Raw genomic sequence first — 17,581 nt, forward strand, 5'->3', positions numbered from 1 at the left:
CGGACGGTGCCACGCGCCCACGGGACGTGCGTCGCCTCCTCGCCCGGCTCCGGCCGGGGTGCCGCAGTGCGCGACACGACGACGCCGGACACGCTCCGCCGCCCAGCCTCCCACGCGGGCCCGGCGCCGCCCCCCGGCGACCGCACCAGGGGCGCCGTCACCCGCGGCCCCCACCCGGCCCGCGCGGCGGCTGGGCGAAGGGCGAGAGCGGGCGCCGGGCGAATGGCTTCCCGCGCACCACCTCCCCCAGCGACGCCCGCTGCGCGCGGTGGACTACCGTCACGTCGAGCCCCGGGCCGTTCGCGTCGTCCGTCAGGTACGCGACCATCGCGGCCTGCTGCGCCAGCAGTAGGCGGTTCGCCTCCTCGAGCTCCGCGATGTACGCCCGGAGCTCCTTCGCTTCCTCCCGCGCCCGTGCCAAGGGGGTCCCCTGCGACAGTTCGCGCTGACGCGCCTGCGCACGCCCGATCTCCAGGGCGATGGCGCTCCCATCCGTCACGTACGCGTAGTACGTGCGCGGGCTGGCGGGGATGTCCTGCTTCTTGAGCAGCGTCTGCAGGAGCGTGTGGGTGATCGGTTCCTCACTCCCTTGCAGCTCTCTCAGCAGGTCGCGAATGGCCGCGACGGCTCGCCGCGCGGTCGCCTCGCTGACCACCGTGGGGGCGGCCGGGCCGCCGGGGCCGCCGGGGCCGCCGGGGCCGCGGGCGCGCGCAGGCTTCGTGTTCTGTCGCTTCGTGGGCATGGCGGTGGCGCTCAGGTGAGGACCCGCAGCCGGCGCGGGACCGGGCCGTCCTTGGTGATCGTGGTCCCGTCGGGGATCGACGGGTCGTGGTGCCAGCGCAGCAGCGCGCGGACCTCCGCGAGCTGGCGCTCGGAGCGGGGCAGGCGGCCGCCGTGGATGCGGACGCCGGCCGCGAGGCGGGCGCGCAGCATGTCGCCTTCCTGCGCGAGCCGTTCTGCGAGATCCGACAGTGCGCGGACCTCGCGGACGTCGCCCTTCGTGCCCACGTAGTGCTCACACCCGTCCAGGCAGTTCAGGTGCTTCTGGCACGGCTCCACCGCGAGGTCGCGCGCGCAGTGGCCCATCTCCGTGGGGTGCGCCACTGGGAGGTTGCGTTCCAGAAAGGCGTCCGCCGCGGCCTCGCCCTCGGCGGCCTTCACGCGGAAGTAGCCCAGCGCGACCGACGAGTAGACGCGCCCCGCCTTCACCTCATGCCTCAGGTGCGCCGCCCGGGCGCGCGCGTCCTGGGCCAGCGCCTCCGCCGGTAGGTCGAGTAGGTCCGCCGGGTAGATGTACGCCTTCGTCTGGTCGTCCTGATCTCGGCCGAAGTACCGCGTGAGCACGGCGATGGGCGCGCCGCCGTGGACCGCGACGCTGTTGAGCCAGCGCCGGAAGCCGTGCGACCGCAGCCCCTTCACTTCGAGCTCCGGCGCGAGGCGTCTCACGTCGCGCCACAAGCCGCTCTTCGGCCCTGCGACCCGGCCGTACACCATGCCGTGCGAAATGCGGCGCACCAGCGAGGTCACGGGGGGGACGGCCACCCCGGTCGACAGGTCCCGGTAGCCCTCGCGCTCGTAGGTGAGGAGCAGCGTCTCACTGAGCATCTGCGGCGGTCCCGACGCCGGCTGCATCACCACGTCCGAGGGGCACAGCCTACGGCGGAGTGCCTGCATCGCGGCCGCGACGTCCGCCGCGAGGAAGCGTGCGCCGCCGGGATTCGTCCTGGCGACCTGGAGGCCGACGTTCCGGAGTCGCACCGGAGTCCCCGAGTGCCGCTCGCCCATCCCGCCGGCGGCGGCGGCCGCCGCCTTACGGAGGGGGTAGATCGTCACGAGGTCCTCGGAGGTGAGATAGGGCTTGCCGGCGAGCACCGCGGGCAAGGGGAAGTCGTCAGGCGTCGCTTGGAGTTCCGCCGCGCGCGCCCGCGGGCCCGCCGACAGCTCGCGCAGGCGGCGGATGCACGACTCGACGACCGGTGCAGCCGTCGGCATGACGCCGATCACGCCCTCGCGTACGCTGCGCTTCTTCGCCATCCAGTACCGCATGCGCAGCACGATCTTCTGGTCGGGGCCGACCACCTGGGGGCGCTCGGACTGGAGAACGCCTTCTGTCGCTCCCCACCCGTCCCGCCACGGGCGAACGGTTTCGTACAGCAGACAGTCCGCGTGCAGGCGCAGGAGTTCGACGAGACGCCGGCCCGTGAGCATCAGCAGCACGAGGATCAGCACGCAGGCCTCGTCGCCCGCGGTCAGCTTGCCGCGGAGGGCACCTCGGGTGACCTCGTAGTAGAGCCGCGCGAGAGCCTCCAGCGATCCCCTGGGGGGCAGGAGCGCGGCGCCGGCTTGGCGCTGCTCGTCCTCGTCGCGCCAGCGTGCCGTGGCCGAGGCGCTGACGGGGACGTACGTCGGCGTGCGCACGACACGGTGCCGCGCGAGCCACCGTCCGATGGTGAGCATGATGTCGAGCTTCGCCCGGATCGAGGTGTCCTCGAGTTCGACCCCGGTCCGCTCCCGTTGCGTGCGCAGGTACGTCTCGTAGCGGCCGAGCACGCGGTCGTCGAGGCGCGACCACGACCACGGCGTCTCTGCGGTTGTCAGCCGCGACTCCTCGAGGAAGCGCCAGAAGGCGCGCGCGCCGCTCAGCAGGCCCTGCACACCGAGCGCGCCCATCTGGGTGCGCTCGGTGACCATCGCGCGGAGCGGGTCGCCGTACCAGGCCGGCCACGGCACGACGCCGTCGGCTCCCGCACCCTGGGCCTCACGGTCCGCGACGCGGGGGCGATGTCCGAAGACCAGCGTGTGCGTCCGATCCGGGGCGGCGAGCGGCCAGCTCGAGTCATCCCACGCCGCCCCGGGGTGCCGCACGCGCAGCGCCTCGGTCGCGAGCCGCCGCGACCCCTTCTCGACCACGCGCTCGAGCTTCGGCTCCAGTGAGACGCGGGGGGCGGCCTCCGGCGGCGACACCTGCACACCCGCCGTCGCCCTCTCAGGGCGTAGGGGGCGCACGGGCGCCGGCCACGCCCGGGTGCCGGCGGCGGAGGCCGTGCCACGGGAGCGGAGCTCACCGTCCCCGGCCACGAGCGTGATCGCCGGCCCCGCGGCGCGGATCGCCAGCCAGTCGCAGATGATGCGGATCTCGGCGACGCGGTTGATCGCCTGCTTGGCGCTCGCCTCCTTCCGGCGCACGCTGCCATGCCCAGCCCGGAGGTACGCGGCGTAGCCGACAAGCTGCTCGTCGGTCGCCATCGACCAGTGCCACGGGGACTCGGCGGTCGACAGACCCGCGTCGCTGAGGAAGCGGTAGAAGAGCCGCCAATGGCTGAGGTAGCTGTTGAGCGAGGCCGCCGCGAGGCCGTCGCGCTCGACGAGGTACGCGCGCAGCGGGTCGGCGTACGACGGCGGGAAGAGCGTGAGGCCGTAAGCCTCCAGCACCTGCGGCGTGCGCTCGAGACGCTGCGGGAGGAAGTCTGCGCTCCACACGCAGCGCGCCGTGCCGTCGCGCAGCGTCCAGAGAACGCCGTCCCAGGGCGCAGGCGCCCAGCGCGCCCGCACCTCCGGGGCGGTGTCCCAGCGCAGTCGCGCGTCGCGGACCAGGGCCGCGGCACCGTTGACCCACCTCGGATCTTGGTCGCCGCGGGCGAGCCCCGTCGCCTCAGGCGGCAGCACCAGCGAGGCACGCGCGGTGGCCTCGCGCGCCTCGCGCTCGGTCCGTCGCGGGGAGTACGAGAGCGGTGCGCAGGCGCCGCGCTCGACGAGCATGGCCGCGACGTCCGCCACCTCGGTGAGGACGAGGACCGCGGAGGCGGAGCTTAGGGCTGCCCCGGCGGGCTTCGCGCCTCGCAGGTACGTGTGGAAGGACGCGAGCGTCGCGTCGTCCAGCAGGTCCCACGTCCACTTCCGGCCGGCGCCCGCCCGGTCGCTCGCCAGTAGGAAGTCCCAGAGGCGCCGCACCGCGTAGAGGACGCCCGACCCGTGGTCGCGCGAGTGCGACGCACCCAGGAGCAGGTAGGCGCGTATCGGGTCACCGAAGTCTGCGGGCCATGCGTCGGCGGCGAAATCGTTCCGGCCTGGCGCGCCCCACCGGTTCCGCGTGAAGCGGTTGTCGGCGATGCTCCTCTGGCCGAAGTACGCGCCGAACGGCGCCTCCCCCGGGACCGGCATCGACCACATCTCGTCCGACCACTGCGTGTCGGGGTAGCGGGCGCGGCCCGCCTCCGAGTGGAGCGCGGTCTTCGCGTCGAGGATCAGCGCGGCGAGCGCGGCGCGGTGGCTGGGAGACGGCGAGGAGGCGTTCGGCACGGTCAGGCGCGGTCGGGCGCGGTGTTGGTTGCGCGACGGGGGCGGCCGCGGGGCCGGCCGAGGGTGACGGCCGCGGGGTCCGGCTGCTCGGCTGCGACCTCAGCGCGCGACAGGAAGTCGATCCACGCGTCGATGCCGGCGAGCGTGCCGCGGAGTTGGGCCACGAAGTGCGGGCTCTGCTCGTTGGCCTCTGGCGACGTGAGGAAGGCTACCACGTCGTCGCGCAGCTCCCGAATCTCGTGGAGGTACGCGGGGCCGCCGACGTAGCTGTCGCATCCGAAGCAGCTCACGACGGGGTTCTTGTCGCACTCCGTGTTGCTGCACTTGCCGATGTTGCCGATCACCTTGAGCGCGCGCCCGCGCTGCAGGCGCGGGACGGCCCCGGGGATCACCGGGAGGTCGCGCGGCTCGGCAGGGTCCTCCACTTGCCCGGTCAGCATCGTCGCCACGAGCGGCGCGACGGCCTTCCCGGCCGCGCGCTCCATGACCATCGCGTCCGCGCCGCGCGCGGCCGAGTAGTGCTCGCGGGCGGTGTGTACGGACTCGTGACCCAGCAGGCGCTGCAGCTCGCGGTCGCTCGCCCCGAGTTCCTGGTGCACGCGCGCGACGCCGTGCCGGAAGCGGTAGTTGTCCAGGACCAACGGCGTCGGGTTGCCGTCTCGGTCGAGCACGCGGTCCGTCGTCACCGACTCGGCCCGGACGAAGCGGGCGAGCAGGCGCCCGAGCTGATCCGAGCCGCCCTGCAGCCAGTAGAGCAGGGGCGCGTCCTCCCCCGTCGGTGGGCGCAGGCCCCCGGTCCCCCCTTGCCGCTTCGGCGTCACGTACGTGGGCTCGAGCACCTGCTCGATCATCTGCCCCAGCGCCTCGGGCAGCAGGTAGCGCGGGTCGTCGCGCCGGTGCCCGCGCGCGCGGTCGTCGGACCGGCGCGCGTCGCGCGTGCGCGGACTACGCCCGACCTTCGCCTGCGGCTTGTAGAGATGGTACGCCTTCCGGGGCGCCTGGCCCGGCGTCGTCGACGGCAGGATGTCGGGCAGGAAGTGCCCCCGGCGGAGGCGCCGCAGCTCGATGTCGCGGCCGAGCGTCACGATCAGGAGCCACACGACGATGCGGTCGACCACGTCCGCACGGGTGCCGGCCTCGCACTTCTGCCGCAGCGCGTCGATCTCGCGGAGGGTCAGGGGGCCGTAGACGGGGTCCGGCGACGCGGCCCGGGAGGCGCCCCGGCCCTTCTTCGTGGTGCGACCCTCCCACCAGTGGGCTAGGTCGGGCGACGCGCCGGCGATGGGGGTGCCGTCCGGCCACGTGGCCATGAGGCAGTACCACTGCCGGAGCGCGTTCACCGTGTTGAGCTGGCCCGGTCGGCCGGAGAGGCGGGCCGTCTGCTCGAGGCTCTCCACGAGGTCCTCGGCCAGGTGCTCCCACTGGAAGGGAACGCCGTCGGCCGGCCGGAGCACCGGGTTCGCCAAGAGGTGCTGCAGCAGTAGCCGGCCCGCGGAGTAGATCCGGCCGTGGACGTCGGCCGCACTCACCCGGGGCGACCAGCGGGCGGCGACGAGCTTGAGGCTGTGTACCACCCGCTCGCTCAGCACGTGTCGGCCGAAGCCGTCCCGCGCGCGCAGCAGGTCCCAGTTCACCGACTGCCGCTCGGCGCTCTCGCGCACCCGCCGCGCAGTCCACCGCTCGCCGGTGATGGTCCAGTGCCCGTTCTCGTCCTCGACGTCGTAGCTCCCGCAGCGGATCAGCGCCGGGAGGGCGGGCAGATCGGAAAGGTCGTCAGGCGCGCGCGCGGGCGCCGCCGCGGGCCCGAGTCCGGGCACCGGCTGGTGATGCAGGACGTCGTTCGGAGAGAGCGTGAGCGCCATTCGCCGCTACCGGTTGGTGGAGAGAGCCATCAGCCGTTCGGCCGCCGCGCGCTGCCCCAGTTCCTCCATCGCTTTCTCGGCGTAGTGCTTGGGCATCTTGTCGTCGGCCCAGCCGCCGTAGAGTTGGAGCAGGTGGACCACGCCGTCGAAGCCGTGCTCCCCGTAGTGCGCGAGGGCGAAGTGCGTCGCCCAGGTGTGCCGCAGCACGTGCGGGTGCAGCCCTGTCAGCCGGGTCCGGAGCTCCTCCAGCACGCGGTCGGTCACCTTGACCGCGGTTGCCGTCCCGCCGGTCCGGATCGTGACGACGCCCGCGCCGGCCGCGATCTCGCGCTCGGCGGCGTGCCACGCGAGTTCGCCGATGCGCGTGATGGTCTGACCGAAGCGCGCACCCGATATGGGCTCGAAGGGCGACGGCGCCTCGGCGGGTCGGGCGCTCGGCCGCTTCACCTCGGAGGGGTGGCGCAGGAAGAGCCGCGTCTCCGCGTCGGCAGGGCCGCAGCGCCCCCCCTCGGTGCCGCCGTGCGTCAGGTACTGCCGCACCACGTCGTACCGCTCCGGGTCCAGGGCCGGGACCCTCACGATGCGCGGGGTCTTGCGACTGAGCCCCTTATCGACCTTCACCTCGCGCCGGCGCGCCACGCGGATGTTGCGGAGCGGGTCGTCGTCGTCCGGCAGATCGTCGAGTCGCAGCAGCAGCAGCTCCGCGCGGCGGAGACCGTAGTTGATCGCCACCTCGAACATGGCCCAGTTGCGCAGCCTGGTCTCCGGCACGAAGACGTCCGCGTAGTGCCACCGTCCGAACTCGTCGGCCCCTAGCGCTCGCCGCACGAAGTGGATGTCGAGCAGCGTGAGGGGGTCGGGCGTCAGCGACTCGGGGATCGGGCGCTCGGCGGCCCACTCGCGGAACAGCCGCTGGACTCGCCAGACGATTCGCACGTGCTCGTCGTCGTCGATGGCCTGGGTCGCGCCGGCGTTGTCCGCGCGCAGCGCCCAGTCGAGGAAGTGGAGCACCGACGTGAGCCGGCGGTGGTACGTCGTCGCCGGCACCTCGCCGGCTCGGTCGACGACCGGGGCCTCGCCCAGCGCGCCCCGCTCCTCAGGCACAGCGCCGACGACGGGCGTGCCCTGCTGGCTGTCCGCTTCCTCCGGAGCGTTGCGCAGGAAGCGGTTGATCTGCTTCAGCTCATGGTTCGTCGGCGCGCGCCCGCGCGCGAGCCAGTCGTCCAAGAACCCCACGGTCCGCTCCTGCGCCGCCCAGTTGTAGAGGGCGCACACGCCGCGGACGTCGTTCGCCAGGGAGCCGGGCCGGAGGCGGGGCCGCTGGCTGAGCACGTACCGGAGCGCGAGGGGGGCAGGTAGCCACGTGCGGCTGTTGCGGATGACCGGCAAGCGCTCGCCGTGGTCGAGCCTCACCATCTCCACCTCCCACATCCCGTCGGGAGAGGGCTGCATGGCCGGCAGGAAGAGCGACATGGACGTACCCGGTCGAGGTGGAGGGTCGGTCGCGCACCACAAGGTACACGGTCAATCTACCCCTGTCACATTGTTAGAGGTAAAGGCGCGAAAAAGGTCTTGCAGATACTCCATCACGTCGATCTCGCCGTGCGCCGGCCACGCGCCCTCGCCGAGCAGCCAGAACGCCGGCCAGAGCCCGGCGCCGGTGGGCAGCTTCATGCGCGCGGCGATCGTCCCGTAGCGGAACGTCGTGCGGCCGTGCAGGCGCGCCGACACGAACTCCACCGCGCGCCCGGCGGTGTCGCGATGCGCGCGCGCCCGCGCCTGGAGCACGAGCATGCCGTCGCGGACGTACGCCGTCGCGGTGTCGTCCACGTACGCCTGCAGCTCCGCGTTGTAGACCGGGCCGGTGTAGACGATCCACTTGGCGCGGTCGATCGAGAGGCCGGAAAACTCGTCGCCGAAGACCAGCGTGGAGCCGGCCGGCGGCGTGTGACAGCCGGTGACGAGGGCTGCGATCACGGCGACGCGGACGAGGGCTGTGCACATGGCGGAAGACGGTACGGCGGAGGACGGAACGGCGGAAGACGGTGGGGCGTGAGACGAAACGGCGGACCCTTCGAGCTTGGAGCTCAGAGCCGAAGGGTCCGCCTTCCCGTTTCACGCGTTATCGTCCTCCGCTTCATCGTCCTCCGCCCCATCGTCCTCCGCTTGCATGCGCCCACGCCTCGCCACGCTCGCTGTCCTGGCCCTGTCGCCCGCGCTGGCGGACGCGCAGGCGCCGCGCTCCCTCATGCCCATCGACTTCGTCGAGTCGGCGGAGTTCGGGTGGCTGCGCAAGCCGGTGCTCGCGAGCCGCGTCCTCGACGACATGACGCGACCCGACACGTGGAAGGTCACCGGCACCGCGAAGGCAACCTTCCCCACGGAGCCGCGGCTGGGCGACATGCGCGTGCTGCGCGTGGACATGCAGCTGTTCGAGGGCACGCCCGCACCCAACCGCGCGCGCCTCCCGGCCGTCAACATCCAGCGCGCCGTCCCGAACGAGGACTGGAGCGGCTACAACCGGATCTCGCTCTGGGTGCGTCCCGACTTCAGGGGCGTCCCCGTGCTGCCGCTGCAGATCGCCCTGCGCAACGACGGCGCCGAGAAGGTGCCGGAGCGCTATGGCCGCGAGGGGACGCACTACGTCACGCTGACGCGCGACGGCTGGCAGCAGATCGTCTGGGAGATCGAGCCGCTGGCGCGCGACCGCGTGACCCGCCTCGAGATCGGCTACTTCGTCAACAAGATGCTCGCCGACCCCGGCGACCGCGTCGCGTTCGAGCTGGGGCGGCTGGAGCTGCAGAAGGTCGCGCCCGACCACCACACCGGGTGGAGCGTCGCGCCGGGGCGGCTGGCGTTCAGCCACAGCGGCTACCAGACCGGCGCCTCCAAGACGGCCGTCGCCAGCGGGCTCGCGGCGACCGACTTCCAGCTGCTGCGCGTGGACGATGCCGCCCTCGGTCAGACGGTGCTGCGCGCGCCGCTGCAGGCGGTGCGCGCGCGCAACGGCGAGTTCCAGCTGCTCGACTTCTCGTCCGTCGAGACGCCGGGGCGCTACGTGCTGCAGGCGGGCGACGTCGTCTCGCGCCCGTTCGACATCGGCGGCGACGTGTGGAAGACGAGCCTCTGGAAGACGCTCAACTTCTTCTACGGCAATCGCTGCGGCGACCACATCCCGGGTGTGCACGGCATCGACCATCTCGACTGGCTCGCGGCGCACGGCGACCAGCGCCTCACGATGAGCGGCGGCTGGCACGACGCGGGCGACCTGTCGCAGGGCGTCATCAACACCGGCGAGAGCACGTACGCGATGTTCGCGCTGGCCGAGCGGCTGGCGGCGCGCGGCGATGATCCCGCGCTCGTGGAGCGGCTGCTCGAGGAGGCGCGCTGGGGCCTCGACTGGGTGCTGCGCGTGCGCTTCGCCGGCGGCTACCGCATCGGGTTCGGGAGCCACAACTACTGGTCGAACAACGTCGTCGGCGACGCGGACGACAAGGTGGTGGAGGCGAAGAACAACCCGAACGCCAACTACATCGCCTCGGCCGCCGGCGCGATCGCGGCGCGCGTGCTGAAGGACCGCGACCCGGCGCTCGCCGCGCGCAGCCTGCGCATCGCGGAGGACGACTGGGAGCACGCGATCGTGGGCGTCGAGGGCCCGTCGACGTGGCACACGCCCGCGTTCGCGGCCAGCCGCATGGAGCTCGCCGGCATCGGGATCACCGCGTCGGTGGAGCTGTTCCGCGCCACGGGGAAGGCGCGCTACCGCGACAAGGCCGTCGAGCTGGCGCGCGTGGTCACGGGGTCGCAGCAGGTCGCGCGCGTCGGCCGCGACTTCCCGCTCGCGGGCTTCTGGTACACGGGCCCCGACCGCGACACGCTCTTCCACCAGTTCCACCGCGCCGCCGACCAGGCGCCGGTCGTCGCGCTCGCGCAGCTGGTCGAGGCGTTCCCGGACCACCCGGAGTGGATGCGCTGGTACGCCGCGATCGCGCGCCACGCCGAGTTCCAGAAGCGCGCCGCGACGACGACCGCACCGTACGGCGTGCTCCCGGCGTACGTCTACCGCGTCGCCGACAGCGCGCACGTGCCCGCCTCGGGCGACCGCTACATGGCGACGCCCGACCAGTACGCGGCGCAGGCGCGCGCCGGCCTGCCGATGGGCGACGGCTGGTACCTGCGCGCCTTCCCGGTGTGGTTCCAGCGGCGCGGCAACTACGGCGTGCTGCTGTCGCAGGCGAAGGCGCTGTCGGCGGCGTCGCGGTTGCGCGGCGACAGCGCGGGGCTCGACCTCGCGCAGCGGCAGGCGCAGTGGGTCGTGGGCCGCAACCCGTTCGCGCAGAGCACGATGTACGGCGAGGGCCACGACTGGGCGCAGCAGTACAGCGTCTCGTCGGCGGACTTCGTGGGCTCGCTGCCGGTGGGGATGCAGAGCCGCGGCGTCACCGACCTGCCCTACTGGCCGTCGCAGAACATGTACGTGTACAAGGAGGTGTGGGTGCACCCGTCGGCGCGGTGGCTCTGGCTGATGGCCGACCTGCTGCCCGGCGCGCCCGCGACTTCGACGGACTCGACGCCCACACCCGTCGCCACCGCTGCCGCGAACGGCGACGTGACGATCCGCTGGACCCTCGCGACGGAGGGCACGCACCGCGTCGCACTGCGCACCGACAACCTCACCGTCGATCGTCCCACGCGCACGGTCACCGTGCAGGCGGGGCGACCGGTGACCGTCGAGTGGAAGGGGCGCGTGCGTGATGGGAGCGCGTCGTGGACGGCGGTCGTGGTGCCGGACGGCGACGCGTCACGTCGACGAGAGGTGGTCGCGCCGTAAAGCGGAGGACGGAACGGCGGAGGACGGCGAAGCGGGAGACGAAACGGCGTGAAACGATGAGGCGGACCTTTCGGCTTGAAGCGTCAAGCTCGAAGGGTCCGCCTTTCCGTTTCACGCTCCACCGTTCTTCGCTTCATCGTTCTCCGCCGTTCCGTCCTCCGCCCTTCGCTTCACAGCACGTCCTGTCGCGGCGGCACCCACGACGGCACCGCCCTCGGATTCGGGCAGCGCGCGGGTGCCGCCGCCGCATACACCTCCGCAAAGCTCGCGTCGCCGTTCCCGAAGCGCAGGTCCGAGAGACGCACCGCGCCGTCGGGCAGGCGGCGCCACGCGGGCACGCGCACGAAGCGCAGCGCCGCCGCCACCTCGCAGTTCGCGCGTGCCAGCGCCCCCAGCTCGGCTCGCGGTGCGCTCCACTCGATGCCCCAGCGCACCGCGTCCGTCGCGGCGCGCGATGACGGCACCATGCCGGCGCCGCCGTCCGCGTCGGGCGGCGGACACGCGCGCACCGTGCGCAGCGCCGGGAACGGCGCCACCGACGCCTCGGTGACCCGATAGGTCTCCGCCTGCGTCTCGACCACCAGCGCGCGGAAGCAGAGCGGGTTCGACACCGTCGGCGTGAGCGCCACGTCGCGCAGCGCGTCCGCGCCCGCGATCGCCGCCACCGCCGCGCGCACCTGCCCGCGCGCCGCGCGCGACGCGACGAACGAGCCGGCCTCGAACGCGAGCCACGCCGTGAGCGCGATCGCGAGGCGCCGCGCGGGCGGCGCGGCGAACGTCACCGCCAGCGAGACGGCCGCGCCGAGCGTGAGCGCGAGCGCCAGCCCGCGGCTCACCTGCCCGAACGACCATGCCAGCGCCAGGATCCCCACCAGCGCGGCGCCCAGCAGCACGCGCGCGACGGGGCTGCGCACGATCGCGATCAGCGCGGGCACCGCGATGATCCACAGCCAGGGCTCCACGATGAACACCGCGTCGCCGTAGAACCAGCGGTCGTCCACCGGCCAGAACGGGTGCACGCCGTAGCTGTTCGTGTAGTCGAGCGCGAGGTGCGACAGCGTCCCCGCCAGCGCGAGCCCCAGCAACCCGCGTCGCTCGGCCACCGGACGCGCGCCGTGGCGTCGCAGGCGCGCGACGCCCCACAGCAGCAGCCCCGCCAGCAGCGCGAAGACGACGGTGTGCGTGTGCCCGCGGTGATGCAGGAGGTACCCCAGCTTGCCCATGCCGAGCACTGGCCCCGCGTACAGCAGGTCGGCGTCGGGGAGCTCCGCGGCCACCACGCCGAGGATCATCGCCGCACGGCCGTACCCTGGCGTGGCCGGCCGACCGGTGCGCCGCTCGACGATCGCGACGGTCGCGGCGGCGAGCAGGCTGCCGGCGAGGGCGTGGGTGACATTGTCCAAGATCGGTGGGGCGGAGGACGATACGGCGGAGGACCTTACGGCGGAGAACGATAAGGCGCGATACCGAACAAGCGGACCTTCGCCTACCGCTTCAAGCTCGAAGCGTCCGCTTCACCGTTTCACGCCGTTCCGCCCTCCGCCGCATCGTCCTCCGCCGTATCGTCCTCCGCTTGATCATCCCGGCGTCTGCGCAGCGCGTTCCAGGGCTTGGGCGAATTCCTCCGCGTCGGTCCAGTCTCCATCATAGCGCGCGCCGTTCACGAAGAACGTGGGCGTCCCGTTCACGCCGCTGCGCACGCCGCCCGAGAAGTCCGCCTCGATGCGCACGACGTGCGCGTCGGCCTCCAGGTCGCGGCGCACGCGCTCCGCATCCGCGCCGAGGTCCGCCGCGTAGCGCGCGAGGTGCGCGTCGTCGAGCGCGGCGTGCGAGTCGCGCTGGTGGTCGAAGATCGCGTCGTGCATCGGCCAGTAGCCCGCCTCGCCGAGCTGCTCGCCCACGCTCTCCGCCGCTTCGGCCGCGTGCAGCGCGTGCGGGTGGATCTCGGTCAGCGGGAAGTTGCGCCAGACGAAGCGCAGGCGGTCGCCCAGCCGGCGCTGTACCTCCTGCACGATCGGGTAGGCGCGGCCGCAGTGCGGGCACTCGTAGTCGCCGTACTCCACCAGCGTCACGGGCGCGTCGGCGGGGCCCTGCGCGTGGTCCTGCGCCGTCACCGGGTTGCGGAGCCGCGTGCTCACGTGGACGGTCCTCCCGCAGTGGGCGCGGACGCGGCCAGCCGGTCCAGCGCGTCGAGGATGCCGTCGGCGCCGGGATTGACGCCGACCGGCGAGACGTAGCTCCAGCGGATCGTGCCCTCCGCGTCGATCACGAACAGCGCGCGCTCCGTGGTGCCGTCCTGCGCGCGGTACACGCCGTAGCGCTGCGCCACGCCGCCCTTCGGCTCGAAGTCGGCGAGCAGTGGGAAGTGGAGGTGCCGGTCCTCCGCGAAGGCGCGGTGACACCACACGCCGTCCACCGAGATGCCGAGCAGCTCCGCGCCGTGGCGCCGGAACTCGGGGAGCACCTGGTTGTAGAGCGCCATCTGGTCGCCGCACACGGGGCTCCAGTCGGCGGGATAGAACGCGAGGATCACCGGCCGGCCGCGCAGCTCGGAGAGCGCGATGCGCTGGTCCGGCGTGACGGACAGCGTGAACTCCGGCGCCGGCGTGCCGGCGGCGAGCGGCGTGGCGGTCATGTCGGCACCGGCGCAGGCGTGGATAGAGGCATGGCGGTCGCGGGCTGCACCTGCAGGCCGCGCTCGAGCGTCTGCTTCACGGGACAGCGGTCGGCGATGTAGAGCAGGCGCCTGCGCTGCTCGTCGGTCAGGTCGCCGGCGAACTCCACCTCGCGCTCCAGCCGGCCCGCGCTCACCTCCTCGGTCTCGCACCGCTCGCAGTCGGCGGCGTGCGCGCGCACGGGCCGCATCCGCACCGTGATCGTCCGCAACGGCCACTGCTTGCGGTTCGCGTACATGCGCACGGTCATCGCGGTGCACGCGGCCAGCGCGCCGATCAGCAGCTCGTACGGCGTCGGCCCGGTGTCCGCGCCGCCGACGTCCGCCGGCTCGTCGGTCACCAGGGCGTGCGTGCGCGCGGTGAGCCGCGTCGTGTAGCCGCCACCCTCGTCGAGGCGCGCCTCGACCCAGGCGATGGGCGGCGCGGCACTCGACGCGGCGGCGGTCGCGGCGGTGGTCGCGGCGGAGCTGGAGTCTGGCACGGGCTCACCTCCCGGGGTCACGGGTCATGGCATGTGGAACGGCCGTCCCTGAAAGATCGGGGCCGCGCCGCCGGCCGCCACGCACGTCACCAGGAGCGTCACCACGCGCGCTCCATCTCCGTCAGCCGGTCCGCGAGCGCGCGCGGCAGGAAGCAGTGTAGCCCGCAGGCGACCAGCCCGGCGCGGCGCACCACGCGGCGCAGCCAGGTGGCGTCGTGCTGCTGCGGAAAGGTCGTGTCGCCCTCCAGCTCGTCGTTCCGCGTCAGCAGCTCCAGATACAGCATCCCGTCGGCGCGCGCCGCCAGCCGCGGCAGCCCGTCGGTCAGCTCGGCGGGCGTCAGATAGTTGAGCACGTCCGTCGCCAGCACGAGGTCGTAGCCGTCGCGCAGCGGCAGCGCGTCCAGCGACGCGAGGTCGCCGAGGATGAGGTCGCGCCGCGCGCCGAACCGCCGCACCGCGTACTCGCTCGGATCGACGCCCTGGTAGACGATGCCCGGGCGCGCCCGACGCAGCGCGGCGCGCCACGCCCCCTCGCCGGCGCCCACGTCGAGCACGGTCCGCACGGGCCGCCCCAGCAGGTACTCCGCCGCCGCGACGACGAACGCGGCGGTACGGTTCAGCTCCGCGGTCGTGCGCACGCGGTGCGCGGGCGAGCGGTACCACTTGTCGAAGTAGGCGCGGTCGTACGCCTTGGGACGTGTGGAGCGTGGCGGCACGGACGTGGGCGGGCGGCTGGAGGTCGATGCGGGCGCGCGCAATCTGCACCCCGGGCGCCCTTGCCGGGATCGCAGGGCTCCGGTAGTGTCGCGAGCGAGTCACCGCCGATCCCGATCATGTCCCGCACCCCACTCCACGCGCTGCTGGTGCGCGCGGCGCACGCCGCACGCGCCGCGGCCGAGCTGCGCGCGCCGCTCGACGAGGTCGCGCCGGCGCTGCACGAGGCGCGCGCGATCACGCGCCGCCGCTTCGTCGCGGGCATGGGCGCGGGCGTCGGCGCGCTGGCACTCGACGCGTGCGCGCGTCCGACCGTCGCGCCGCCCGCGACGCCCGCCGCCTCGCGCGACGCGAGCGTCCTCGTCGTCGGCGCGGGGATCGCGGGCCTCACCACCGCGTGGCGCCTGCGCGAGCGCGGCATCCCCGTGCGCGTGGTCGACGCGCAGCCGCGCGTGGGCGGACGCATGCTCTCGCTGCGCGACCACTTCGCCGACGGGCAGGTCGCGGAGCTGGGCGGGGAGCTGATCGACACGGGCCACGTGCGCATCCGCGCGCTCGCCATGGAGCTCGGCATCCCGCTCGACGACCTCGCGACCGACGACCGCGCGCTCGCCGACGCGGTGTGGCACATGGGAGGCGCGCGCCGCAGGGACGCGGAGGTGATGGCGGCGTTCGCGCCGGTGGGCGCGGCGATCGCGCGCGACCTCGCGGACGTCGACGTCGACGCGATCGGCGTCGCGCAGCCGGCGCTCGCCGCGGCGCTCGATCGGATGTCGATCGCCGAGTGGATGGAGCGCCGCGGCGTGAGCGGGTGGATGCGCGAGCTGCTGGCGGTCGCCTACACGACCGAGTGCGGGCTGGAGCCCGACCGCCAGTCCGCGCTCAACCTGCTGACGCTCATCGACCCGTCGCCCGATCCGTTCCGCATCTTCGGCGACAGCGACGAGCGCTTCCACGTGCGCGGCGGCAACGACCGCATCGTGCACGCGCTCGCGGACCGACTGGGCGAGCCCGCGTTCGACCTGGGGATGCGGCTGGTCGCGCTCGCGCCGCGCGCCACGGGTGGCTGGCGCGCGACGTTCGAGCGCGGCGGCGCGACGCTCGACACCGACGCCACGCACGTCGTGCTCGCGCTGCCGTTCACGCTGCTGCGCGACGTGCGGCTGGACGCGCCGCTCTCGCCCGCCAAGCGGCGCGCGATCGCGGAGCTGGGCTACGGCACCAACGCGAAGCTGATGGTGGGCTTCGGCGAGCGCGTGTGGCGCACGCGGCACCGCTCCAACGGCTCGGTGCTCAGCGACCTGCCCTTCCAGCTGACGTGGGAGACGAGCCGGCTGCAGCCCGGCGCGTCGGGCATCCTCACCAACTTCACGGGCGGCGCGCACGGCGTCGCGCTGGGCAGCGGCACGGCGGCCGGGCAGGCGGGCGCGTTCGTGCGCGACCTCGACACGGTGCTGCCGGGCGTCGCCGCGGCGCGCGCGGGGATGCGCGAGGCGCGCTTCCACTGGCCCACGCACGCATGGACGCGCGGCAGCTACGCCGCCTACCTCCCCGGCCAGTGGACCGCGATCCGCGGCGCGGAGGGCGAGCGCGCGGGCACGCTGCACTTCGCGGGCGAGCACACGTCGCGCGACGCGCAGGGCTTCATGGAGGGCGGCTGCGAGAGCGGCGAGCGCGCCGCGCGCGAGGTGCTCGCGTCGCTCGGTTTCGGCGCCGCACCTGCACCCTGGCTGGACGTCGAGCGCACGCGCCTCGCGACGCGGCGTCACGCGGTGCGCGACGCGGTCGCGCAGCTGCTCGCATAGCGTCAGATGAACGGCGAGCGTGGAGGCCTGCGCACGGTGACGCTGACCGCGTCGGACGGCGCGCGCGCGGAGGTCGCGACGCACGGCGCGCACGTGCTGTCGTGGCAGGCGGCCGGCGACGCGCGCGAGCGGCTCTTCCTGAGCGAGCGCACGGAGCTGCGCGCGGGCGTCGCGATCCGCGGCGGCATCCCGGTGATCTTCCCGCAGTTCGCGACGTCGGGCCCGCTGCCGCGCCACGGCTTCGCGCGCACGCTGCCGTGGACGCTCGTCGACGCCGGCGCGACCGACGGCGGCCGCACGCGCGCGACGCTGCGGCTCGGCCACACGGAAGTGACGCAGGCGATCTGGCCGCACCGCTTCGTCGCCGAGCTGACGGTGACGATCGGCGGCGCGACGCTGGAGGTCGCGCTGGCGGTGACGAACGCCGACGCCGCGCCGCTCTCGTTCACCGCGGCGCTGCACACGTACCTGCGCGTCGCGGACGTCGCGCGCGCGGCGCTGCACGGCCTGCGCGGACTGCGCTATCGCGACTCCACCGCGGGCGGCGCGGAGCGCGTCGATCGGGACGATGCGCTGACGGTGCCCGGCGAGGTCGATCGCATCTACCTCGACGTGCCGACCGCGCTGGAGCTGCGGGACGCCGGCGCGCCCGCGCTCACGGTCGACATGGACGGCTTCCGCGACGTCGTGGTGTGGAACCCGGGCGCCGAGCGTGCGGCGGCGCTGTCGGACCTGGAGCTGGGCGGCTGGTCGCGGTTCCTGTGCGTCGAGGCCGCGGTGGTGGCCGAGCCCGTGGTGCTGGCGCCGGGCGCGCACTGGCGTGGCGCGCAGACGCTCACCGCGCGCTGAGTCGCCCGTTGGACCAGACAACGGCATTGCAAGGATGAAGATCGGATAAGGTCTGATAAAGACGG

The 17,581-nt window shown here is 73.7% G+C and carries 13 protein-coding genes; 3 read left to right on the forward strand and 10 right to left on the reverse strand.

Features of this window, described 5'->3' with window-relative positions; genetic code table 11:
* Positions 1–157: 157 nt before the first annotated feature.
* From rosag_RS08895 to rosag_RS08915, 5 genes are read right to left on the reverse strand one after another with little or no spacing between them, the layout of a single operon-like run.
* Positions 158–742, reverse strand: a complete 585-nt coding sequence (locus rosag_RS08895; protein ID WP_284349734.1) for a hypothetical protein — start codon at positions 740–742, stop codon at positions 158–160.
* Between the two features lie 11 nt (positions 743–753).
* Entirely contained in the window at positions 754–4,299 is a 3,546-nt protein-coding gene (locus rosag_RS08900; RefSeq protein ID WP_284349735.1) for a hypothetical protein, read from the reverse strand.
* A 2-nt stretch (positions 4,300–4,301) separates the two neighbouring features.
* Positions 4,302–6,161, reverse strand: coding sequence for a hypothetical protein (locus tag rosag_RS08905; protein WP_284349736.1), 1,860 nt, complete (start codon positions 6,159–6,161; stop codon positions 4,302–4,304).
* A 6-nt stretch (positions 6,162–6,167) separates the two neighbouring features.
* A complete protein-coding gene (locus rosag_RS08910) occupies positions 6,168–7,634 on the reverse strand; it encodes a site-specific integrase (RefSeq protein ID WP_284349737.1) in 1,467 nt (488 codons plus the stop codon).
* A 51-nt stretch (positions 7,635–7,685) separates the two neighbouring features.
* Positions 7,686–8,138 carry a glycoside hydrolase family 16 protein gene (locus rosag_RS08915; protein ID WP_284349738.1) on the reverse strand — a complete coding sequence of 151 codons (453 nt, stop codon included), beginning with the start codon at positions 8,136–8,138 and terminating at the stop codon, positions 7,686–7,688.
* Between the two features lie 193 nt (positions 8,139–8,331).
* Between rosag_RS08915 and rosag_RS08920 the strand changes: the two genes are divergently transcribed.
* Positions 8,332–10,992, forward strand: coding sequence for a glycoside hydrolase family 9 protein (locus rosag_RS08920; protein ID WP_284349739.1), 2,661 nt, complete (start codon positions 8,332–8,334; stop codon positions 10,990–10,992).
* 170 nt (positions 10,993–11,162) lie between these two features.
* Here the strand turns inward: rosag_RS08920 and rosag_RS08925 are convergent, their stop codons facing one another.
* The 5 genes from rosag_RS08925 to rosag_RS08945 form a co-directional block, all read right to left on the reverse strand.
* Positions 11,163–12,395 carry a metal-dependent hydrolase gene (locus rosag_RS08925; protein WP_284349740.1) on the reverse strand — a complete coding sequence of 411 codons (1,233 nt, stop codon included), beginning with the start codon at positions 12,393–12,395 and terminating at the stop codon, positions 11,163–11,165.
* A 174-nt stretch (positions 12,396–12,569) separates the two neighbouring features.
* Positions 12,570–13,130, reverse strand: coding sequence for a DsbA family protein (locus tag rosag_RS08930; protein ID WP_284349741.1), 561 nt, complete (start codon positions 13,128–13,130; stop codon positions 12,570–12,572).
* A complete protein-coding gene (locus rosag_RS08935) occupies positions 13,127–13,627 on the reverse strand; it encodes a redoxin domain-containing protein (protein ID WP_284349742.1) in 501 nt (166 codons plus the stop codon). The genes rosag_RS08930 and rosag_RS08935 overlap by 4 nt, the downstream gene beginning before the upstream one ends.
* Positions 13,624–14,148, reverse strand: coding sequence for an OsmC family protein (locus rosag_RS08940; protein ID WP_284349744.1), 525 nt, complete (start codon positions 14,146–14,148; stop codon positions 13,624–13,626). The genes rosag_RS08935 and rosag_RS08940 overlap by 4 nt, the downstream gene beginning before the upstream one ends.
* Positions 14,149–14,246: 98 nt before the next feature.
* Positions 14,247–14,864 (reverse strand): methyltransferase, encoded by a 618-nt coding sequence (locus rosag_RS08945; protein ID WP_284349745.1) that lies wholly within the window; start codon positions 14,862–14,864, stop codon positions 14,247–14,249.
* A 117-nt stretch (positions 14,865–14,981) separates the two neighbouring features.
* On the opposite strand from rosag_RS08945, the gene rosag_RS08950 reads away from it, so the two are divergent.
* Together rosag_RS08950 and rosag_RS08955 are read left to right on the forward strand one after the other, a co-directional pair.
* Positions 14,982–16,667 (forward strand): flavin monoamine oxidase family protein, encoded by a 1,686-nt coding sequence (locus rosag_RS08950; protein ID WP_284349746.1) that lies wholly within the window; start codon positions 14,982–14,984, stop codon positions 16,665–16,667.
* Positions 16,668–16,673: 6 nt separating this feature from the next.
* Positions 16,674–17,516, forward strand: a complete 843-nt coding sequence (locus rosag_RS08955; RefSeq protein ID WP_284349747.1) for a D-hexose-6-phosphate mutarotase — start codon at positions 16,674–16,676, stop codon at positions 17,514–17,516.
* Positions 17,517–17,581: the final 65 nt, after the last annotated feature.

The sequence above is a fragment of the Roseisolibacter agri genome (genome assembly GCF_030159095.1).
GTDB classification, from domain to species: Bacteria; Gemmatimonadota; Gemmatimonadetes; order Gemmatimonadales; family Gemmatimonadaceae; genus Roseisolibacter; species Roseisolibacter agri.